The 21,299-nt window shown below is 69.1% G+C and carries 21 protein-coding genes; 2 read left to right on the top strand and 19 right to left on the bottom strand.

All coding sequences use genetic code 11. The annotated features are described in order from the left end of the window. Positions 1 to 41: 41 nt before the first annotated feature. From rpsN to KZC52_RS11720, 7 genes are all read right to left on the bottom strand, one after another. Entirely contained in the window at positions 42 to 347 is a 306-nt protein-coding gene (rpsN, locus tag KZC52_RS11750; protein ID WP_017829734.1) for a 30S ribosomal protein S14, read from the bottom strand. Positions 348 to 350: 3 nt separating this feature from the next. Then, a complete protein-coding gene (gene rpmG, locus KZC52_RS11745; RefSeq protein ID WP_046014935.1) occupies positions 351 to 521 on the bottom strand; it encodes a 50S ribosomal protein L33 in 171 nt (56 codons plus the stop codon). After that, positions 521 to 757 (bottom strand): 50S ribosomal protein L28, encoded by a 237-nt coding sequence (gene rpmB, locus KZC52_RS11740; RefSeq protein ID WP_017203559.1) that lies wholly within the window; start codon positions 755 to 757, stop codon positions 521 to 523. The genes rpmG and rpmB overlap by 1 nt, the downstream gene beginning before the upstream one ends. A gap of 209 nt (positions 758 to 966) precedes the next feature. Beyond that, positions 967 to 2,295 (bottom strand): ABC transporter substrate-binding protein, encoded by a 1,329-nt coding sequence (locus KZC52_RS11735; protein ID WP_247624221.1) that lies wholly within the window; start codon positions 2,293 to 2,295, stop codon positions 967 to 969. A gap of 56 nt (positions 2,296 to 2,351) precedes the next feature. Further along, positions 2,352 to 3,239, bottom strand: a complete 888-nt coding sequence (locus tag KZC52_RS11730; RefSeq protein ID WP_247624220.1) for a carbohydrate ABC transporter permease — start codon at positions 3,237 to 3,239, stop codon at positions 2,352 to 2,354. Then, positions 3,236 to 4,162 (bottom strand): carbohydrate ABC transporter permease, encoded by a 927-nt coding sequence (locus tag KZC52_RS11725; RefSeq protein ID WP_247624219.1) that lies wholly within the window; start codon positions 4,160 to 4,162, stop codon positions 3,236 to 3,238. Before KZC52_RS11725 ends, KZC52_RS11730 begins: the two co-directional genes overlap by 4 nt. Beyond that, positions 4,159 to 6,177 carry a beta-galactosidase gene (locus tag KZC52_RS11720; RefSeq protein WP_247624218.1) on the bottom strand — a complete coding sequence of 673 codons (2,019 nt, stop codon included), beginning with the start codon at positions 6,175 to 6,177 and terminating at the stop codon, positions 4,159 to 4,161. Before KZC52_RS11720 ends, KZC52_RS11725 begins: the two co-directional genes overlap by 4 nt. A 142-nt stretch (positions 6,178 to 6,319) precedes the next feature. Here KZC52_RS11720 and KZC52_RS11715 point away from each other — a divergent pair, with 142 nt between their 5' ends. Then, a complete protein-coding gene (locus KZC52_RS11715; protein ID WP_247624217.1) occupies positions 6,320 to 7,333 on the top strand; it encodes a LacI family DNA-binding transcriptional regulator in 1,014 nt (337 codons plus the stop codon). Between the two features lie 114 nt (positions 7,334 to 7,447). On the opposite strand, the gene KZC52_RS11710 is transcribed toward KZC52_RS11715, so the two are convergent. The 12 genes from KZC52_RS11710 to KZC52_RS11655 all read right to left on the bottom strand — a co-directional run bounded on the left by KZC52_RS11710 (position 7,448) and on the right by KZC52_RS11655 (position 19,958). Then, positions 7,448 to 8,179 carry a DNA-3-methyladenine glycosylase gene (locus KZC52_RS11710; RefSeq protein ID WP_247624216.1) on the bottom strand — a complete coding sequence of 244 codons (732 nt, stop codon included), beginning with the start codon at positions 8,177 to 8,179 and terminating at the stop codon, positions 7,448 to 7,450. 1 nt (position 8,180) lies between these two features. Continuing rightward, entirely contained in the window at positions 8,181 to 9,587 is a 1,407-nt protein-coding gene (locus tag KZC52_RS11705; protein WP_247624215.1) for a hypothetical protein, read from the bottom strand. A 322-nt stretch (positions 9,588 to 9,909) separates the two neighbouring features. After that, positions 9,910 to 10,737, bottom strand: a complete 828-nt coding sequence (locus KZC52_RS11700; protein ID WP_247624214.1) for a TIGR03943 family putative permease subunit — start codon at positions 10,735 to 10,737, stop codon at positions 9,910 to 9,912. Then, a complete protein-coding gene (locus KZC52_RS11695) occupies positions 10,730 to 11,764 on the bottom strand; it encodes a permease (protein ID WP_372491572.1) in 1,035 nt (344 codons plus the stop codon). Before KZC52_RS11695 ends, KZC52_RS11700 begins: the two co-directional genes overlap by 8 nt. Next, entirely contained in the window at positions 11,761 to 12,177 is a 417-nt protein-coding gene (locus tag KZC52_RS11690; protein WP_247624213.1) for a Fur family transcriptional regulator, read from the bottom strand. The genes KZC52_RS11695 and KZC52_RS11690 overlap by 4 nt, the downstream gene beginning before the upstream one ends. Before the next feature lie 50 nt (positions 12,178 to 12,227). Further along, the gene (locus KZC52_RS11685) at positions 12,228 to 13,088 is read right to left on the bottom strand and encodes a metal ABC transporter permease (RefSeq protein ID WP_247624212.1); all 861 of its coding nucleotides are present in this window, start codon (positions 13,086 to 13,088) and stop codon (positions 12,228 to 12,230) included. Further along, positions 13,085 to 13,909, bottom strand: a complete 825-nt coding sequence (locus KZC52_RS11680) for a metal ABC transporter ATP-binding protein (protein ID WP_247624211.1) — start codon at positions 13,907 to 13,909, stop codon at positions 13,085 to 13,087. Before KZC52_RS11680 ends, KZC52_RS11685 begins: the two co-directional genes overlap by 4 nt. Then, entirely contained in the window at positions 13,906 to 14,937 is a 1,032-nt protein-coding gene (locus KZC52_RS11675; RefSeq protein ID WP_247624210.1) for a metal ABC transporter solute-binding protein, Zn/Mn family, read from the bottom strand. The genes KZC52_RS11680 and KZC52_RS11675 overlap by 4 nt, the downstream gene beginning before the upstream one ends. A 165-nt stretch (positions 14,938 to 15,102) precedes the next feature. Then, positions 15,103 to 16,794, bottom strand: coding sequence for a glycoside hydrolase family 13 protein (locus tag KZC52_RS11670; RefSeq protein WP_247624209.1), 1,692 nt, complete (start codon positions 16,792 to 16,794; stop codon positions 15,103 to 15,105). Between the two features lie 40 nt (positions 16,795 to 16,834). Then, entirely contained in the window at positions 16,835 to 17,710 is an 876-nt protein-coding gene (locus tag KZC52_RS11665; protein WP_247624208.1) for a carbohydrate ABC transporter permease, read from the bottom strand. Next, positions 17,710 to 18,642: a carbohydrate ABC transporter permease gene (locus KZC52_RS11660; RefSeq protein ID WP_247624207.1), complete on the bottom strand. Its 933-nt coding sequence runs from the start codon at positions 18,640 to 18,642 to the stop codon at positions 17,710 to 17,712. Before KZC52_RS11660 ends, KZC52_RS11665 begins: the two co-directional genes overlap by 1 nt. After that, a complete protein-coding gene (locus KZC52_RS11655; RefSeq protein WP_247624206.1) occupies positions 18,639 to 19,958 on the bottom strand; it encodes an ABC transporter substrate-binding protein in 1,320 nt (439 codons plus the stop codon). The genes KZC52_RS11660 and KZC52_RS11655 overlap by 4 nt, the downstream gene beginning before the upstream one ends. Positions 19,959 to 20,057: 99 nt before the next feature. On the opposite strand from KZC52_RS11655, the gene KZC52_RS11650 reads away from it, so the two are divergent. Then, the gene (locus tag KZC52_RS11650) at positions 20,058 to 21,278 is read left to right on the top strand and encodes an ROK family protein (RefSeq protein WP_247624205.1); all 1,221 of its coding nucleotides are present in this window, start codon (positions 20,058 to 20,060) and stop codon (positions 21,276 to 21,278) included. The last annotated feature ends 21 nt before the right edge of the window (positions 21,279 to 21,299 follow it).

The following is a 21,299-nucleotide window of genomic DNA, read 5'->3' as shown; positions in this document are numbered from 1 at the left end:
CCTCCGGACCCCGAGACGAGCTCAGGGACCGAAAATGCTACTTACCAGCTGGACTTGGTCACGCCGGGCAGCTCGCCACGGTGCGCCATGTCACGGAAGCGGACACGCGAGATGCCGAACTTCGTGAGGACACCGCGGGGGCGGCCGTCGATGACGTCGCGCGAACGCACGCGAGCCGGCGACGCGTTGCGCGGCAGCTTCTGCAGGCCGACGCGTGCGGCCTCGCGGGCCTCGTCGGTGGCGTTCGGGTCGACCAGGGTCTTCTTCAGCTCGGCGCGACGCTCGGCGTAACGCTCGACGATGACCTTGCGCTGCTCGTTGCGAGCGATCTTGCTCTTCTTAGCCATTGATCAACGCTCCTCTCGGAATTCGACGTGCTTGCGGACGACCGGGTCGTACTTCTTGAGCACGAGGCGGTCGGGGGTGTTGCGGCGGTTCTTCTTGGTCACGTACGTGTAACCCGTACCCGCCGTCGAACGCAGCTTGATGATCGGACGTACGTCCTGAGCCTTCTTGGCCATTAGAGCTTCACACCCTTCGCCTGGAGGTCCTTGACCACGTTCTCGATGCCGCGGACGTCGATCACCTTGATGCCCTTGGCGGACACGTTGAGCGTGATCTTACGACCGAGCGACGGAACGAAATAGGTCTTCTTCTGCACGTTCGGGTCGAAGCGACGCTTCGTCCGGCGGTGCGAGTGCGAGACGTTGTGACCGAAACCGGGAACAGCTCCGGTCACCTGGCACACTGCTGCCATGATGACTCCTTCTATACCGTGAGGCCGGACGGCCCCACCCAAGATCCCTTGTCTGCACGCCATCCACCCCTCGGGACGAACAGCATGCGAACTGCGCACAGGAGTGTGCACAGACAATCGCCAATGCTATCACAGCGCAAAGGGATGCCGAGAACGCCGAAAGGCCCGCGGATGCCGGAGCACCCGCGGGCCTTCGAGAACCGGAGAACCTACTCGGTGACCGGGATCGATGCCGACTTCAGGGCGTCGACCGTGGAGGTCTGCGCGTCCTTCAGCGCATCGGCGAGGGTGCCACTGCCGCTGACCGCACCCTTGAAACCGTCGGAGACGTCGGCGTAGGTCTGCGTCATGGTCGGGCCCCACACGAAGTCCGGCGACACCTGCGTGGCCGCCTCGGCGAACACGTCGTAGATCTTCTGTCCGCCGTAGAAGTCGACGCCGTCGGCGTAGACCGGCAGCTTCAGGCCGGCGGTGGTGGCCGGGTAGAGGTTCGCGGCCTCGGCGAGAGCGGTGAGCGCCTCCTCGGAGGTGTTCAGCCACAGCGCGAACTTCGTCGCCTCGTAGACGTGCTCGCTTCCCTTGAGGACCGCGGTCGACGATCCGCCCCAGTTTCCGGCGACGGAGTCACCCGCGCTCCACTGCGGGAGCGGCGCGACGGCCCAGTTGCCGGCCGTGTCGGGGGCACCGCTCGAGATGGAGTTCGCGCCCCAGACGGCGGAGTTCCAGGTCCAGACCTCGCCCGAGTTGTAGGCGTTGTTCCACTCGTCGGTCCAGGCCGGGACGGTGGCGACGAGGTCGTCGTCGAGCAGACCCTGCCAGTAGTCGGCGACCGAGACGGACTGCTCGCCGTCGAGTGAGACGGTCCAGCCGGCGTCATCGCTCGAGAACCACTGCCCGCCGTCCTGCCACACGAAGCCGGCGAACTGGTTGATGTCGGACTGCGAGAAGTTGGTGATGTAGCCGCCCAGCGCGCGGATCTGCACCGCGGCCTCGCGGTACTCGTCCCACGTGGTGGGGATCGGGATGTCGTTCTGCTCGAACAGGTCGGCGCGGTAGAACAGCGCCATCGGGCCGATGTCCTGCGGGATGCCGTAGACGCCCTCGGTGCCGAGCGTCACCTGCCCCCAGGCCCAGTCGACGAAGTCGCCCTCCGCGGCCACGACGTCTTCGCAGGCGCTGAGGTCTTCGATGCCGTCCTGCACGAGGAAGTTCGGCAGGGCGTCGTACTCGATCTGACCGAGGTCGGGAGCGTCGCCCGCCTGGAGCTGGTTGAAGAAGTTCTGGTACGTGCCGCCGTTCCCGTTGGGGCCGGTCTGCACCTTCACCTGGATCTCGGGGTTCTCGTCGTTCCAGATCTTCACCACGTCTTCGATCCCGGGGATCCACGACGTGAACTCGAGCGTGACGTCACCGTCCGCCGGGGTGCAGGCGGCGGCGTCGCCCCCTGTCGAGGTGTCTCCGCCACCGGCGGAGCATCCCGTGAGCACGAGCGCCGCGATGGCGATCGCGCCGGCTGCCTTCTTCTTCGAATGCTGCATTTCTGACCTTTCTCGGGTGGTGCATCGCCGGACGGGCCATCCGCCCGGCAACCTGCTCACTTCAGGGCGCCGGCGCCCAGACCGTTGCGCCAGAAGCGCTGGAGCAGGAGGAACGTGACGATGAGGGGGATGACCGACAGCAGGGCGCCGATCAGCACGAGGCCGCGCAGCTCGGGGAGCTGGTTCAACTGGTTGTTCCAGTTGTAGAGGCCGTAGACGACGGGGAAGAGCTCTTCGCTGCGCAGCATGATCATCGGCAGGAAGAAGTTGTTCCAGATCGCGACGAACTGGAAGAGGAACATCGTCACCAGCGCCGGGGTCATCAGGCGGATGCTGACGGTGAAGAACGTGCGGATCTCCCCCGCACCGTCGAGACGGCTCGCCTCGAGCAGTTCGTCCGGCACCGACGACGCCGCGAAGATGCGTGCGAGGTACACGCCGAAGGGGCTCACGATCGAGGGCAGGAAGACCGACCAGAAGGTGTTCGTGAGGTTCGCCTGGCTGAAGATGAGGAACAGCGGCAGGGCGAGCGCGGTCGCGGGGACGAGCACGCCGCCGAGCACGATGTCGAAGAGCGCGTTGCGCCCCGGGAAGCGGTACTTGGCGAGAGCGTACCCGGCCATCGCCGCGAGCAGCGTCGCGATCGCGCCGCCGAGCGCGGCGTACAGCACCGAGTTCAGCATCCACTTCAGGTAGACGCCGTCGCGGTAGGCGAACAGCTCGACGATGTTGTCGAAGAACTTCACGTCGGCGAACCACAGCGGGGCCGTCGTGAGGATGTCGCTGTTGTCCTTGCTCGCCGCGACCAGCAGCCACCACAGCGGCAGCAGGAAGTACACGGTGAACACGGCCATGATGAGCATCGCGGCACCGCGCGAGATGCCCGATTCGCGTGCGGCGCGTCCGGTCGAGCGGCGCGCCCCGATGATCGTCGCGGTGGTCATGCGTTCTGCTCCTTGCGCTGCATGTACTTCATGAATCCGAACGAGAGCACGAAGGTCGTCACCGCGAGCACGACCGAGAAGGCCGCCGCGAGGTTCGTGTTTGGGATGGATGCCGTCGCGAACACGGTCATGTTCGGAGTGAACGTGCTGGTGACCGCCGAGCTGAACGAGCGGAAGACCTGCGGCTCGGCGAGCAGCTGCAGCGTGCCGATGATCGAGAAGATCGCGGTCATGACGATCGCCGGTCGCACGAGCGGGATCTTGATCGACCAGGCGATGCGCCACTGCCCGGCGCCGTCGAGGCGGGCCGCTTCGTACAGCTCGGTCGGGATCGACAGCAGCGACGAGTAGATGATGAGCATGTTGTAGCCGACGTAGACCCAGGTGACGACGTTGGCGATCGACCAGAGCACCAGATCGGCGCCGAGGAAGTCGATGTTCTTGGTGATCGCGGTGAAGGGCGACAGGTTCGGCGAGAACAGCGAGCCCCACATGATCGCGGCGATCACGCCGGGAACCGCGTAGGGCACGAAGAACGCGAGCCGGAAGAAGCGCTTGCCCTTGACCAGGGGCGAGTCGAGCAGCAGCGCGAACAGCAGCGCGAGGCCGAGCATGATCGGCACCTGCACGACGCCGAAGAGCAGCATCCGCCCCATCGAGTTCCAGAAGGCCGAGTCCTGGAAGACCTGCACGTACTGGGCGAAGCCGCCGAAGACGAGCTCGGCCTTGCCGAAGGTGCCCTCGCGGCGCACGACCAGCAGCGACTGCCAGAACGCGTAGGCGATGGGGGCGACGTAGAACAGCGCGAACAGCACGCCGAACGGCAGGAACAGGAAGGCGATCGCGCCCTTATGCGGGATGCGGGATCGACGCCGACCCGGCGCCGCGCCGGTCTTCGCCGGCGCTGTGAGCGTGGTGGTCATTCATCCTCCTTGATGATGCGGACCGCCCCGGCGGGGACGGTGATGATGCCGGTGGCGGCGGAGCCGGTGAGGAGCTCGGTGCCGGTCGCTGCGACCTCGACGGGGTCTGCGCCGTGGTTGATGATGAAGCGGTAGGCGGCATCCGCTCCGACGCGGCGCACCACGTCGACGTCGGGTCCGGCTCCGGGTGCCGCGGCGATGCCCGCCGCGTCGGCGAGCCGCGCGACGAGCGCGCGGTACGCCTCGGGCGACGGCTGGGTCGCGAGGTACCAGGCCTCGCCTGCGCCCTGCGCCTGGCGCGTGATCGCGGGGTGACCGGCGGAGGGCCCATCGACGAAGGAGGCGATGGCCTCGGCATCCGTCGTGCGCAGCCGCTCGCTCCAGACGGATGCCGTCGAGCCGTCGCTCAGCGCGACGCTCTGCCCCGGCACGAGCGGCGCGAACTCCTCGGAGCGGATGCCGAGCAGCTCGCGGAACGCGCCGGGGTAGCCGCCCGTGCGCACGCGATCCTCGGCGTCGACGATGCCGCTGTAGAAGGTGACGAGCACGGTCGCTCCGCGCTCGACGGCGCGGGCGATGACGGCCGCCTCCTCGTCGCGCACGAGGTGCAGGGCCGGCACCACGATCAGGCGGTAGTCGTCGAGGTCGGTACCGGGGCGCACGATGTCGGCGACGATCCCGGCATCCGCCAGGGCGGTGTGCGCGGCGTGCACCTGGTCGAGGTAGCGCACCTCTTCGCTCGGGCGCCCCTCGTTCTCGACGGCCCACCAGTTCTCCCATGAGAACAGCACCGCGGCGTCGGCGACGACGCGGGTGCCGGCGACCTCGCCGAGGCTCTCGAGCATGCGGCCCAGTTCGACGGTTCCGCGCCACAGGTCGCTGTCGGTGCCGGCGTGCGGCAGCAGGGCCGAGTGGTACTTCTCGGCGCCCTGGGTCGAGGCGCGCCACTGGAAGAAGCAGATGCCGTCGGCGCCGCGGGCCACGTGCGAGGCGACGTTGCGCGCGAGCTCGCCCGGGGCCTTGGCGAGGTTGACCGGCTGCCAGTTGACGGCGCTGGTCGAGGTCTCCATGAGCAGCCAGGGGTCGCCTTCGGCGAGGCCGCGGGTGAGGTCGGCGGCGAACGAGAGCTCCTGGCGCGGGTTCTCGAGACGACGGTCGAGGTAGTGGTCGTTGGCGACGAGGTCCATGTCCCCGGTCCACGACCAGTAGTCGAGGGCGCGGATGTGCGCGGTGACCATGAAGTTCGTCGTCACGGGGATGTCGCTGTGCGCGCGGATGATCTCGGCCTCGGCGCGGTAGAGCGCGAGCTGCTCGTCGGAGCTGAAGCGCTGGAAGTCGAGCACCTGGCCCGGGTTGCGCAGCGAGAGCACCTGCGCGGGCACCTGCACCTCGTCGAACGAGCCGTATCGCTGGCTCCAGAAGCTGGTGCCCCAGGCGGTGTTCAGCGCGGTGATGTCATCGGCGTAGCGCTCGCGCAGCCAGGTGCGGAAGGCACCGGTGCTGGTCGCGCAGTAGCAGAGCGCGTTGTGGCAGCCGAGCTCGTTCGAGACGTGCCAGAGGGTGACGGCCGGGTGCGAGCCGTAGCGCTCGACGACGCGGCGGGTGACCTCGGCCGCATAGGCCCGGAAGACGGGGCTGCTCGGGCAGTAGGCCTGACGGCCGCCCTGGTGGAAGACGGTGCCGTCGATGCCCTCGGGCAGGATCTCGGGGTGCTTCGTCGTGAGCCACGGGGGCGGGGAGGCCGTGCCGGTGCCGAGGTCGACGCGGATGCCGGCGGCGTGCAGCTGCGCGATGATCTCGTCGAGGCCGGAGAAGTCCCAGCGGCCCTCGCCCGGGTTGATGGTCGACCATCCGAAGATGTTGATCGCGACGAGTCCGACGCCCGCTTCGCGCATGAGGCGGATGTCTTCGGGCCAGACGCTGCGGTCCCACTGCTCCGGGTTGTAGTCGCATCCGAAGACGAGACCCTCCCCCTCGGACAGAGAGGAGATGAGGGTGGGCGCGGCGGCGGGCATTCGGTTTCGCTCCTTTGCGGAAGAGATGTGTGCACGTGCACAGTTCGACTCACGAAAAGATCGGGATGATTTCCTGTGAACGTGCACACATCGTCACATGTCCGCCGGCTCGACGTCAAGTCCAGTCGCTAGGCTGAGCATCATGAGCTCCTCGACGCGCCGCCGCAGCACCGTGCACGACGTCGCGCGCGTCGCCGGCGTCTCGCGCGGAACCGTCAGCCGCGTGCTCAACGGCGGCTACGTCTCGGACTCCTCCCGCACCGCGATCGAAGAGGCCATCCGCGAGGTCGGCTACGTGCCCAACACCGCCGCGCGCAACCTCGTGCGTCAGCGCACGCAGGCCATCGCGTTCATCGTGCACGAGCCGCACGCGCTGTTCCTCGAAGACCCCAACATCGGGGCGATCATGCTCGGCACCAACGAGACGCTCTCCGAGGCCGACTACCAGATGGTGTGCCTCGTGGTCGACTCCGACCGCGACACCGAACGCGTCGCCCGGTACCTGAACGGCGGCTTCGTCGACGGCGCGGTGATCGTCTCCGCCCGCGCGCAGGACCCCATCACGAAGGCCGTCATGCGCCTCGACCTGCCCGTCGCCTACGTCGGCCACCCGCCCGACGTCGATGCGGCCTGGGTCGGCGTCGACAACCACGGAGCCGCCCGCGCGATCACGTCTCGGCTGCACGCGACCGGACGCCGCCGCATCGGCATGATCGCCGCGGCGCTGGACCGCGACTCGGGCGCCGACCGCCTCGCCGGGTTCACCGAGGCCCTCGGCGCCGACTTCGACCCCGCACTCGTCGAACCCGTGCCGCTGTACTCCTACGCCGACGGCGCCGCGGCCATGACCCGCCTGCTCGAGCGCGCACCCGACATCGACGGCGTGTTCGCCGCATCGGATGCCGTCGCCGCCGGCGCGATCTGGGCGCTGCGCGAGGCCGGTCGCCGCGTTCCCGAAGACGTCGGCATCGTCGGCTTCGACAACAGCACCTGGGCGATGCGCACCACTCCCCTGCTCTCGACGGTCGACCAGCCCGCCGAAGGACTCGGGGCGGCGGCCGCGGCATCCGTGCTCGCACAGCTGCGCGACGACGAACCCGCCGCCCGCACCGGCATCATGCTCGACACCCCGGTCGTCTGGCGCGACTCCGCCTGACGGGTGAGGCGTCTCGGGGCGGGACGCTTCGACAGGCTCAGCGACCCAGTGGTGCGGCGCCCGTCCGGGGAGGGACGCTTCGACGAGCTCAGCGCCCCAGTGGTGCAACGGCCGTCAGGAACTGGGTCCCTGAGCCTGTCGAAGGGCCCCACCACGCGCCGCGTCCTCGGCGCCGCGGCCCCAGCGGAACGGCGAGACCGTCGGGTCGCCGGCGATCCAGAAGCGCCAGGGGAAGGCATCCGTCCCGGCGATCCCGGCGACGCCCACCCGCGGGCCCGACGCCACCTCGACCGGCTCGTCGCTCAGCCACAGCTCGGCGCGCGCTCCGTGCCACTCGGCGCCCGTGACCGCGTCGATGCCGTCGTGGAGCGGATGCTTCAGCCCCACCGCCTGCCCGAACCGCCCGGGCCCGCGCGCGAGATCCCGCAGCACCCGGGGCGTCAGCGACGCGTCGATGCCGCGGCGGCTCGCTGCGGCATCCACTCCCCCGACGACCTCCCCGGCGCGCAGCAGCACACCGCCGGCGACGCCCTCCGGTCCGCACACGACGTTGACGCACGAGTGGATGCCGTGACTCAGATACACGTAGAGATGCCCGGGCTCGCCCCACATCGTGGCGTTGCGGGCGGTGCGCCCCATGCGGGCGTGGGAGCCGGGATCGGCGAACTCCCCCGTGCCCTGCCCGTGGTAGGCCTCGACCTCGGTGAGGCGCATCCGCACCTCGACGGCCGGCTCACCGGGCACCGCGACGACCGTGCGCAGCTCGGCGCCCAGCAGTCGCGGGGCGACGTCGACCGGCAGACCGCTCAGCTCGTCGCGGGTCGCCCGGTGCAGAGCGCCGACCATGTCAGAAGCGCGGGGCCGTCTGGCACCACGAGGCGTCGAAGCCGGTGAGCACCGGCATGGCGTCACCCGTGCGCAGGTCGATCAGGTGCGTCTCCATCGTCTTCGGCAGCGGGAGCAGCATCTCGTCGTAGGGGTTGTCGGTCATGTTCGGGGCGATCACCACCGCGGCGTATTGGCCACTGGGCGAGGCGCAGGCCTGCAGGATCGAATCCGTCGAGGGAACCTCGATCAGCGGGCTCGCCGTGCCGTCGTCGTCGACCTTCACGACCGCCTGGCCGGTCGGGATGCCGAGCTCGTTGCGCTGCACGACGTGCCGGAGCGTGCCGCCGGGGAACGGAGTGATGGTCGAGGCGATGCCGTAGTCGGGGTTCGAGGCGGCGAGCGGCTGCTCCGATCCGTCGGCCAGATTGAGCTCGACGACCGTGCCGTCGAGGCGCTCGACGATCGCGGTGTAGGTGCCGCGGCTGATGCCCTGGATGTTCGCGGCCAGACCGAGCGACTGCACGCCGGCATCGCTCGAGCGGTCGACGAGCGACAGCGCGCCGTCGAAGTCGATGAACAGCACCGCGGCGCTGTCGGGCACGAACTGCCACGCGAAGATGCTGGCCTCGGTGTCGCCGACCTCGATGACCTGCGGCTCGGAGTCCTTGTCGTTCAGCGACTGGGTCACGAGCACGCTCGCGCGGCCCTCGGTGTCGCTGAGCTCGCGGTCGGAGTAGCTGTAGCCGACGAGTCCCCCGCGCTCCGACACCTGGATCGATCCGACGTAGCCCTCGCCGGGCAGGGGCAGCTCGCGCTGGTTGCCGCCGTCGTGGTCCATCACGAGGATGTGCGAGCCGTCGTCCTCCTCGACCGTCACGACCAACTGCGACGAGGTCGCGCGAAAGTCGTTGATCTTGTCGGCGGCGAACACCGGCACGCCGTTCTCGCCGGTGAGGTCGGTCTGGAAGATCTTGTCTTCCTTGTCGCTGCGGTTGAGCAGGAAGATGCTCGAGGGCGGCGTGGTGAACGTCGTCGTCAGGTCGTTCTTCGGCCCACCCGATGCGCCGGTCGCGTCGGCGACCGTGACGGTGTACTCCGTCTCGTCGTCGAGCGGAACGGTGAAGCGGATGCCGATGCCCCGGCCCGCGGCATCCACCGTGAACGGCACCGACGGTTCGACCGTCACCTGCGCGGGGTCGATCGCCGCGAGCGACTGGTTGGCCGTGAGGATGAGACGGCTGCCCGAGGCGTCGATCGCGTGCGCCGGATCGACCTGCACCTCGGTGATGCGCGGACCCTGCGTGAGGCTCACGACGCCGAGGCCGGCGCCCACGAGCACCAGGATGCCGAGCACCGCGGCGAGCGCGATCCCGAACCGGCGCGAACGCTTCGGGGTGGCCTCGACGGACCCGGGTTCCTGAGCCACGGGTTTCACAGGCTCCGCGAAACTGGGTCCCTGAGCTTGTCGAAGGGCCCCGCCCCGAGGCTCCTCGACGAGCGGGGATGCTTCGACAGGCTCAGCAACCCAGGTTTCCGGGGCGTCAGCGGAACGGGGTTTCGGGGCGTCAGCGGAACGGGGTTTCGGGGTGTCTGACTCCGGGGCATCCGCAGCCCCGGGGTCCTGAGCTTGTCGAAGGGCCCCGCCCCGAGACTCCTCCTCGGCCGCCTCCGCCGCCGCGGCGGCCTCGCGGGCGGCGCGCATCTCGGCGCGCGTGCGCGGGACGGCGGGGCCTTCGGGCCGCTCGTCGTCAGTACTCATACGGGTCTCCCGGCTCGTCGATCGCGACGACCTCGGTGGGGACGATGCTCAGCTTGCCGTCGGCATCCGTCTTCACCGTTCCCGTGACCTCGACCCACTGTCCGGTGTCGTACGCGCTCGCGTCGACGTCGACCGGCAGCGTCGCCGGCTGCGCGTCGATCACGCAGTGCGTGATGACCATGCGCGTGAGGTTGACCTCGCCGTCCTTCACCGCGTCGGGGGTGACGAACCCGACCAGCGAGACGGATGCCCCGTCGTAGGCCGCCGTGTTCGTCGCCGTCGCGAAGACGCTGGCCCAGTCCCCCACCCCGAAGGTGGAGGTGTCGGCGATGCCGAGCGTGACGTCGTCGGAGCCGGCGAAGAGCGCCGTCTGCTCGCCGACGCGCGACATCGCGAGTTCGACCGAGAGCGACGCCGGCGGCAACACGAGGGCCGCCGCGACGACGCCCGTCGCGAGGATGCCACCGGTCACCGCTCCGGCGGCGGCGAGGGCGCGGCGCGGGGTGGGAGCGGCATCCGAGTCGTCGTGCGCGGTGCCGTGATCGTGACCGTGATCGGCCTCTTCGCCCAGCGGCAGGGTGCACGACCAGATCGCACCCAGAAGGGTCACGACCGCCGCGGCGCACGCGAACCACACCGACTCGGGGCTGATGTAGAGGGTGAGGCGGCCCGTGAAACCGAGGCCGAGCGTGACGATCGACACGAAGGTCGCGAGCCCGATGCCCAGCCACCGCGTGCCGAGGGCGCGCAGACGAGAGCGCGAGGGGGCGTGCGTGTGCTCAGCGGTCGTGTTCTCAGCGGTCGTGTTCTCAGACAAGGACGTTCACCCCGATCCCGATCGCGAAGGCCGAGGCGACCACGACGCCGACGATGCCGAGCAGCGTGCGCGCCGTGAAGGTCGTGCGCATGAGTGCGAGCATCTTCACGTCGACGAGCGGGCCGACGAGCAGGAAGGCGACGAGGGCTCCCGACGAGAACGTCGAGGCGAACGACAGCGCGAAGAACGCGTCGACGTTCGAGCAGATCGCGACCGTCATCGCGAGCGCCATCATGGCGACGATCGACAGCACCGGGTTCGCGCCGATCGCGAGCAGCATGTCGCGCGGGATGAGCACCTGCACGGCTCCGGCGAGGGCCGAGCCGATCACGAGTGCGGGCATCACCGCGCGCAGCTCGATGAGGAACTGCGTCAGGCTGCGCTTCACCGGAGTGCCGTGCTCGTGGGTGACGCGGTCGCACGTGTCGATGAAGCGCTGCGTGAGCATCGCGTCGGGCGAGGGGTGGCGGCTGTAGATCCAGCCGATGAGGTTCGCGATCAGGTAGCCGCCGACGAGACGGGCGACGAGGATGCCGCCGTCCCACCCGAACGCGGCGTGCGTGGTGAGGATCACGATCGGGTTGACGATCGGCGCCGCGATGAGGAAGGTCATCGCCTCGGCCGGCGCGAGGCCGCGCATCATGAGTCCGCGGGCGAAGGGCACGTTGCCGCACTCGCAGACCGGGATCAGCATGCCCAGCAGCGACAGCACCGCTCGGCGGGCCCACGCGCGCTTCGGCAGCCAGCGGTGGATGACGTCGGCCGGCAGCCACACCTGCACGACGATCGACAGCAGCACGCCGAGGATCACGAACGGCAGGGCCTCGATCAGCACGCTGAGCGCGAGGGTCAGTCCGTCCTGCGCGCGGGTGGGCAGCGAAGCCGGGAAGAGCTGAGGCAGGAACGCGTCGACCAGGAACAGCGCCGCGATGATGACGGCGCCCAGGATCAGGCCGATCCACGCCGAGCGCGGCGACCGCGTCGAGCCGTGGGCGTGCGCGTGGCGCTGCGGGGCGAGCAGAGTCACGCGGTCGCGGCCCTCTCGGCGTCGCGCTTGTTGGTGCAGGGGGCGCACAGTCCGAAGATGTCGACGACGTGCGCGGCATCCGTGAATCCGTGCAGTGCGGCCGTGCGGTGCGCCCACTGCTCGACGTCCTTGGCCTCGATCTCGACCGTGAGTCCGCAGTTGCGGCAGATCAGGTGGTGATGATGGCCCTGCGTGGTGCAGGCGCGGTAGAGCGCCTCGCCCTCGGGGCTCTGCAGCGAGTCGGCGTCGCCGGAGGCGGCGAGACCCGCGAGCGCGCGGTACACGGTGGCCAGGCCGATGCCCGTGTTGTCGTCGCGCAGCGAGGCGTGCAGGTTCTGCGCGCTCACGAAACCGCGCGCGTCGGCGAGTGCTTCGCGCACGCGTTCGCGCTGCCAGGTGTTCCGCTGAGCCATACCGACGATTCTAGGCGTCGGGGATCGGCGAGGGCTGGGAGTCGCTCACGTCAGACCCGCACCCGCCGCACGCGGGCCCGGGCCTTCTGCACCACCCAGCACACGACGTAGATCGTGAACGACAGGGTGGTGATGTACGGGCTGACGGGCAGGGTGCCGGCCAGGGCGAGCAGGATCCCGCCCACCGCCGAGACGAAGCCGAACAGGGCGGCGAGCAGTGGCACGGCCACCGGCCCGGCGGTCACGCGCATCGCGGCGGCGGCGGGGGTGACGAGCAGCGCCATCACGAGCAGCGCACCGATGATGTGCACGCTGACGGCGACGATGAGGCCGAGCAGCACCATGAACAGCAGGCTCACGGCACGGGTGGGCACACCGCGAGCGGCCGCCGACTCGGGGTCGAGCGAGTCGAAGCGCAGCGGGTTCCACATGATGAGCAGCCCGAGCAGCACCACCAGGCTGATGCCCATGAGCCAGCCGAGGTCGGGGCTCGACACCGAGACGATCTGCCCGGTGAGCAGGCTGAACCGGTTGGCGCTGCGGCCGTCGTAGAGCGACAGGAACAGGATGCCGAGGCCGAGGCCGAACGGCATGAGGACGCCCACGATCGAGTTGCGGTCCCGGGCCTTCGCGCCGAGGACGCCGATCAGTATCGCCGCGACGAGGGCTCCGCCGAGCGACCCGAACACGACGCTGCCACCGAACAGCAGCGCGGCAGCGGCGCCCGTGAACGACAGCTCGCTCACCCCGTGCACGGCGAAGGCGAGGTCGCGCTGCATCACGAAGACGCCGATGAGGCCGCCGACGATGCCGAGCACGGCCCCCGCGATGATCGAGTTCGAGAGCAGGGCCACGAGCTCGCCGTAGTCCTGGAACGAGAAGACGTCGCTCCAGTCGACCAGGGGCCTCATGCTGCTCCTCCGTGCGCGTGCTCGTGGTCGCCGTGATCGTGGTGGGGCTCGGCATCCGGAACGCCCACGACCACCAGCCGGTCGCCGGCGCGGAGCACGAACACCGGGGTGCCGTAGAGGTCGGTGAGCACGCGCGTCTGCAGCACCTCGTCGGGGGTGCCGAGCAGGAAGCGCCCGCCGGCGATGTAGAGGATGCGGTCGACCTTGCCGAGGATGGGGTTGATGTCGTGGGTGACGAACATCACGGCCGCCTCGCGCTCGCGGCGCTGCCGGTCGATGATGTCGGTCACGGCGACCTGATTGGCGAGGTCGAGGTTCGAGAGCGGCTCGTCGCACAGCAGCAGTGCCGGCTCGTCTGCGAGTGCCTGACCGACCCGCAGCCGCTGCTGCTCACCGCCGGAGAGGAGTCCGACGCGGCGATCCGCGAAGTGCGCGGCCCCGACCGACTCGAGCAGGCGGTCGACCTTCGCACGGTCGCCGCGGTGCGGCACCGGGAACCCGAAGCGGCTGCCGTGCACACCCAGGGCGACGAGGTCGCGGGCCCGCATGCTCGTGTCGGGGGCGAGCGAGCGCTGCTGCGGGATGTAGCCGATGCGCGAGTTCCCCCGGTGCACGGGCTCACCCGCGACGCGGATGGTTCCCGACGACAGCGGCTGCAGACCGAGAATGCTGCGCAGAAGGGTGGTCTTGCCCGAACCCGAAGGGCCCAGCACGGCGATGAACTCGCCGGGCTGGACCGTCAGATCGAGTCCCGACCAGAGTTCGCGGTCTCCACGGTGGAGCGAAGCATCCGCGATCTCGAGGACGGGGCGCCGACTCACGACTGGGTCGCGGCGGCGAGGCTCTGGATCGCGTCACTCATCCACTCAGAGTACGACGATCCGTCCTCGAGCAGCTCCGTGAACGCGATCACGGGGATGCCCGCGGCCTTCGCGGCATCCTCGACGCGCTGCGTCTCGGAACCACCGGTCTGCGCGTTGGTGAGGAGAGCGGTGACCTCGCCGCTCTCGATCACGTCGAGTGCCTGCAGCAGAACGGCAGGGGCGACATCGGTGCCCTCCTCGACCGACTCGGCGAAGCCCTCGGGGGTGACATCGGTGAATCCGGCGGCCGCGGCGAGGTAGCCGGGCAGCGGCTCGGTGAGGAAGACGTCGATGCCCGAGGCATCCGCCTTGATGGACGCGAGGTCGGCTTCGAAGCCCTCGAGCTCGGCCGTGAGCTCGGCCGCGTTCGCGGCGAACTCGTCGGCGCCCTCGGGGTCGAGCTCGGAGAGCTCGTCGGAGATCGCCTCGACGACGTGGATCATCGTGTGCGGGTCGAACCACACGTGCTCGTTGAAGCCCTCGATGTGGTCGTGACCCTCGTGGCCCTCTTCACCCTCGGCGTGCTCGTGGTCGTGCTCCTCCTCGGCGGGCGCCTCGGTCGCTGCGTCGTCGGCAGCGTGGTCCTCGTCGGCATGGTCGTCGTGAGCCTCGTTGCCGGGGTAGTCGTGCGAGTACTCGACGGCCGTGACGACGTGGGGGTCGTTCGCGTCCTGCAGGAGCGTGTCGATGAACGCGTCGTATCCGCCGCCGTTCTCGATCACGAGGTCGGCCTTCTGCACCGTGAGGCGGTCGCGGGCGGTGGCCTCGTAGGAGTGCGGGTCCTGCGAAGCGGAGGTGATGATCGACTCGACGTCGATATGGTCGCCGCCGATCGTCGAGGCGATGTCGCCGTAGACGTTGGTGCTCGCGACGACCGTGATGGTGCCGTCGTCGCTCGCGCCCTCTCCCGCAGCGGCGGTGGAGCATCCGGCCAGCGCCAGGGCGGCGACGGATGCGAGGGCGAGAACGATCACGGGCTTCTTCATGCTCTCACTTTAAACGCTAATGAGAACCATTATCAAATCGGCGTCCGCAGACGTGCTTCCTCCCCACCGTCGAGACCCATCACTCGCGTCGAGACCCACCACCCGCGACGTGCGGGGTGATGGGTCTCGACGGCGGTGATGGGTCTCGACGCGGCCGGACGGGTGTCAGGCGAGCAGCGCCGCCGAGGCGATCCAGACCGTGGCCTCGCCCGGAAGCGACGAGCCCTCGAGCGGGATGCTCGTGAGCACGACGTCCGCGGCATCCGCTCCCAGATCGAACGGTTCGGTGCCGAAGTTCATGACGATCTGCCATCCGTTCGGACGCGCGAAGCGCAGCACGTCGGCGCGACCGGTCTCGACCCACTCCAGCGTCTCACCCGTCTGCAGCGGATGCCGCAGGCGCAGCGCCTCACGGTACAGCGACAGCGTCGACGCCGGATCGGATGCCTCGGCATCCACCGCGTGATCAGCGAACCACTCCGGCTGGGGCAGGTGCGCGGCGGCCGCCCCGAACCCGAACGAGACGCCATCGGCGCTCCACGGCAGCGGCACGCGGCATCCGTCCCGACCCAGTCCGTCGAACTCCGCCCCGCGGAAGAACGCCGGGTCCTGTCGCTGCTCGGGCGAGATCTCGGCGACCTCGTGCAACCCGAGTTCCTCGCCCTGGTACAGGTAGGCGCTGCCGGGCAGGCCGAAGAGCAGCAGCGACGCGGCCGTCGCGCGACGCAGACCGCGCTCGCGATCGAGCAGCTCGGAGGGGCCGCCGGCCGCGACCCACTCCGTGCCCTGCTTCACCGCACGACCCTGCAGCGGTGCGAGGCCGTAACGGGTGGCGTGGCGGGTGACGTCGTGATTCGAGAGCACCCACGTCGTCGACGACCCGCTCTGCCGGGCCTGTGCGAGGTTCTCGTCGACGATCTCGCGGAACTGCGCGGCGTCGAAGTCGGCCTCGAGCAGGTCGAAGTTGAACGCCTGCCCGAGCCCCTCGGCGGAGGCGTAACGGGCGCGGCGTTCGGGTGTATCGACCCATGCCTCGGCGACCGCGGTGCGCGGCGGGTCGTACGAGTTGAAGACCTGCCGCCACTCCGCGTAGATCTCGTGCACGTCGTCGCGGTCGATCAGCGGGTGCGAGCCCGAGGATCGGTCCATCGCGTCGAGCTCGGCGCGAGAGGGCAGCGGCTCGCTGAGGTCCTTGGTGAGCATGTGCGCGACGTCGATGCGGAAGCCGTCGACCCCGCGGTCCGACCAGAAGCGCAGGGTCTTCAGGAAGTCCGCACGCACCTCCGGGTGATCCCAGTTGAAGTCGGGCTGCTCGGTGGCGAAGTTGTGGAAGTACCACTGGCCGTCCTCGACCCGCTCCCACGCCGACCCGCCGAACACCGAGACCCAGTCGGTGGGCGGCTCGGCGCCGTCGGGCCCCGTGCCCTCGCGGAAGATGTACCGCTCGCGCGCGGCCGAACCGCGGCCCGCGGCGAGCGCCTCCTGGAACCACGCGTGCTGATCCGACGAGTGGTTCGGCACGATGTCGACGATGACGTGGATGCCGCGGGCGTGCAGTGCCTCGACCATCGCGTCGAAGTCGGCGAGGGTGCCCAGTCGCGGGTCGACGTCGCGGTAGTCGGCGACGTCGTAGCCGCCGTCGGCGAGCTCGGACGGGTAGAACGGGCTCAGCCAGACCGCATCGATGCCGAGCGCCGACAGGTAGTCGACGCGCGACAGGATGCCGGGGATGTCGCCGAGCCCGTCGCCGTTGGCGTCGGCGAAGCTGCGGGGGTAGATCTGGTAGACGGCGGCCTGCCGCCACCACGCTGCCGTCTTGTCGTCTTCGCGGGTCTCGGTGAGAAGCGAATCGGTCATATCGGGGAGTGCTCCTTCGTTTCTTGCGGTGGTTCTCGTGTCAGCCCTTGACGGCGCCCTGCGTGACGCCCTCCATGACGAAGCGCTGCGTGAACAGGTAGGCCAGGATCGCGGGGGCCATCGCCATCAGGTACGAGGCGAACGACACGTTGTAGTTGTTGCTGAACTGGGTCTGGAACAGGTTCTGCCGCACCGGCAGCGTCTGCAGCGCCGGGTCGGAGATGATGAGCGACGGCATCATGAAGTCGTTCCAGGCGTAGAGGAAGGCGAAGATGCCGACCGTGGCGCTCATGGGGGCGAGCAGCGGGAAGATCAGCTTCCAGAACGTCTGCCACGTGGTGGCGCCGTCGATGCGGGCGCTCTCCTCGAGCTCGATCGGGATCGACCGCAGGAACGCCGTGAACAGCAGCACGCTGAAGCTCAGCTGGAACATCGTCGCGAGGATGATCACGCCGAACGGGTTGTCGAGCCCGAAGCGACCGGTGAGCTGGATCTGCGGCAGGGCGACGACCGGGAACGGGATGAACATCGCCGCGAGCAGGTAGAAGAACGAGTAACGGAAGAGGCGGCGGTCCCAGTTGCGCACGATCGCGTACGAGGCGAAGGCCGCGAGCACGATGGTCGCGATCACGGTGCCCGCCGTGACGAGCAGGGAGATGCCCGCGCCGACCGGGAACTTCGTGAGGTTCCACGCCTCGACGAACCCGTCGATGCTGAACGGCGCCGGCAGCGAGAACGCGTTGCCGTCGACCGCCTGGCCCGTGGTCTTGAACGCCATCGAGACGGTGACGTACAGCGGGAGGAGAACGGTGACCGCGCACAGGATCAGGATGATCGTGCCCGACCAGTTGACCCGTTCCATGCGCACGCGGGGCTTCTTGCCCGCGACCTGTGTGGTGATCGTCTGCGTCGACATCAGAGTGCGTTCCTTCCGCGCGTCAGCGACAGCTGGAGGAGGGAGATGAGCACGGCGACGATGAAGAAGATGGTCGCGTTGGCCATCTGATAGGCGTAGTCGCCGCCGTTGAAGCCCGCGATGATCGTCATCGCGACGCTGCGGGTGGAGGTTCCGGGGCCGCCGTTGGTGAGGCCGACGATGATGTCGTAGGCGTTCAGGAAGCCCTTGAACCCGAGGATGACGTTGATCACGACGTAGCCCATGACGAGCGGGAGCGTGATGCGGGTGAGCTGCTGCGTCTTGCTCGCGCCGTCGATGCTCGCCGCCTCGTAGACCTCGCCGGGCACCGAGAGCAGGCCGGCGATGTAGATCAGCAGCGTGCCGGGCACGGCCTGCCACGCGGTGACGATGACGATCGCCACCCAGGCCAGGTCGGGGTTGGCGAGCAGGCTCGTCTGCAGCCACGGGATGCCGGTGGCCGCCCCCGCGGCGGGGATCGAGTTCGAGAACAGGAAGTTGAAGACGTACGCGATGATGATGCCCGAGATCACCATCGGGATCACGAAGATCGTGCGGAGCCCCGTCTTGAAGCGGATGCGGGAGGTGAGCCCGACCGCGAGCAGGAACGCGACCACATTGACCACGATGACCGTGGCGATCGAGAACCCGAACGTGAAGAGGTAGCTCTGCAGGATCGCCGGGTCGCTGAACATGGCGATGTAGTTCGTGAAGCCGTTGAAGCTCCACTCGCCGATGCCGATCGAGTCGGTGAAGCTGAAGAAGATGCCCATCACCCCTGGCACCGTGATCGCGAGGGTGAAGATCACGAGCGTCGGCAGCAGGAACAGGTAGTAGATCGGCTCGACCCGGCGGGTGCGAGGACGGATGCCGCGCTTGCCGCCCGTGATGACCGCCGTGGTGTCGGTCGGAATCGTCGGAGTGATGGTCATGATGCCGGCTCCTCTGCCGAGGCGTTGTCCTGAGTCGACGGGATCGGGGCGCGGAACGCGATGCGCGCCCAGTCCGCGTCCATGGTGCGCAGCGTGTTCTGCGTCGAAGCGCCCAGCACCATCGCCTGCGCGTAGTTGAAGATCGGCAGGGTCTTGGGCACGAGCACCGAGGGGCCCTGGTAGATCTTGCCCTCGTCGTAGTACTCGATCATCCCCTCGATGCGCGGGTCGTCGGGGGCCGGGGCATCCGTCGTCGGGGTGAAGCCGAGCTGCGAGGCGTTGTACTCCTCGATGTTCTCGGGCTGATACAGGAACTCGAGGAAGTCACGGGCGGCCTCCTGGTGGCGCGACCCCTCGGGGATCATCGCCGCGAGGTCCATGTTGACGCGCACCTCGAGGTCGTCCGGGTCATCGGTCATCGGCAGCGGGAACGTTCCGAGCTGCAGGTCGGGTGCGGTCTTCGCGATCTCGCTGAACGCCCACGGCCCCTGCAGGTACATGGCCGCCTCGCCCTTCGCGAAGGCGAGATTGCCGTCGCCGTACGCCCTGCTCGCGGCATCCGCGTTGGTGTAGTTCTCGGCGAGCTGCATCATGCGATCCATGGGCTCGGCGAAGTCCTTCTCGAACGAGACCGGGGCGTCGGGCCCGACCTCGGTGCCTTCTTCGGCGAGCGCGTCGAAGAAGTCGATCACGTCGACCGATCCGCCGGCGGTGTAGTCGTACCAGCCCTGACCGACGGTCCAGTCGTCCTTGAAGGTGCCGTAGAACGGGTCGATGCCCGCGGCCTTGAGCTGATCGCAGACGGCGATGAGCTCGTCCCAGGTGGTCGGGACCTCGAGGCCCTGGGCCTCGAAGATCTCCTTGTTGTAGATGACGGATGCCGCCATCACCGAATACGGCAGGGCGCTCGTGCGACCCTCGCAGGAGCCGTACTGGTCCATGAGCGGCTGGAGGTCGTCGCGGATGGTGGCCGCGGCGTCGGTGCCGGAAAGATCGGTGAGCGCGCAGCGCTGCACGAACCGGGCGATCTCGTAGTTGTAGTTGCCGAGCATGATGTCGGGCGGGTTGCCGCGCACGAAGCTGGCCGAGACGACGTCGACGCCGGAGGTGTCGATCTCGACCTTCACGTCGTCCTGCGAGGCGTTGTACTCGGCGACGCGTTCGGTCATGAACTCGATCGCTTCGCGCTTGCTGAAGGTGAAGCGGATGGTCTCCGCTCCCGAGCCGGCTGCGCAGCTCGTGAGGGCGGCACCGATCAGTGTGAGGCCGAGGCCCCCGGCGATCAGCCGCAACGCGCGTGTTCGTTCTCCAGACACCGTCGTCCTTCCGGTTTTTAGATCCGATAACTAAATCTAATGAGCGAATTTACTCCGCTGGAAGGTACTCTCTCATTCAGACGACAGGAAGGCAAGAGCGTGGCAGACATCACCGCGGGGCTCGGCACGGGGCGTGCCAGCGTCGGCGCCGTGCTCGACTTCGCCTGGAGCGCGGGCGAGTTCACCGCCACCGACGTCATGGCTGCGACCTCGCTGACCCGCTCCACGGCCATCGATGCGATCGACACGCTCGTCGGCGCCGACGTGCTGCGCGAACTGCCGAACGCCCGCGTGGCCGGCAGCTATCGCTCCGGCCGACCCGCCCGGCGCTTCGCCCTCTCCCCCGACCTCGGCGTCGTCGTCGGGATCGACGCGGGCGACACGCACCTCTCCGTCACCGTCGCCGACCTGCTCGACCGGAATCTCGTGCACCATCGCGTCGAGGTGTCGCAGACGCAGCCCGCCGCCGATCGTCGCGCGCTGATCATCGAACGCCTGGGCGCCGCTCTCGACGAGGCCGGAGTGACGCGGGAACAGGTGCTGGCCGTCTGCGCCGGCGTCGCCGCCCCCGTCGATCGCAACGGCATCTCTCCCCCGCACCCCGACGGCTTCTGGGAGCGCACGAACCCCAGGCTCGCCGAGGCGCTGCGCGGCTGGGCGCCGGTCGTGCACGTCAAGAACGACGCACAGCTCGCGGCGATCGCCGAGGGCGCGGTCGGCGGGGCGATCGGATGCCGCGACTACGTCGCCCTGATCGCGAGCGAACGCTACGGCGGCGGCGTGGTCGTCGACGGGCACGTGCTGCACGGCGCCCACGGCGGCGTCGGCGAGGGCGTCGTGTTCGACCACATCATGGGCGTCGGCTCGGCCGTCGGCCTCCCCTACTCGGTGCAGGATGCGGCACGGGATGCCGTCGCCTCGGGCACCGTGGCGCCGTCGTCGGCATTGGGGCGGCTCGTGGCGGAAGAGCGCATCGACCCGCGCCTCGTGCTCACGCTCGCCGCGTCGGGCGACCCCGATGCCCTGCTCGTCACCGAGCACGTCGGCGCCGTCGTCGCCCGCATCGTCGGCGTGCTCGGCAGCATGTACGACCCGGCCCGCGTGATCGTGTGCGGCGCCGTGGCCGAGAGCATCGAACCCGTGCTCGAGGTCGCCCGCCGCCTGCTGCCCGCGGAGCTGCACCTTCCCGCGCCCCTCGTGCTCGCCTCCGAGCTCGGCGCCGAGGTCGTGTCGGTCGGCGCCGTCGCGACCGCCCGCCGTGCGGCGCGCGAGAGCTCGGTGCCGCTTCTCGCGGAGCAACGTCTGTCGGTGCTCGCGTAGCGCCGCGGCATCCGTTTCCGA

The sequence above is a fragment of the Microbacterium galbinum genome (assembly GCF_023091225.1).
GTDB lineage: Bacteria > Actinomycetota > Actinomycetes > Actinomycetales > Microbacteriaceae > Microbacterium > Microbacterium galbinum.
Note: the sequence above shows the minus strand (reverse complement) of the source record. Positions and strands in the feature narration are given on the sequence as shown.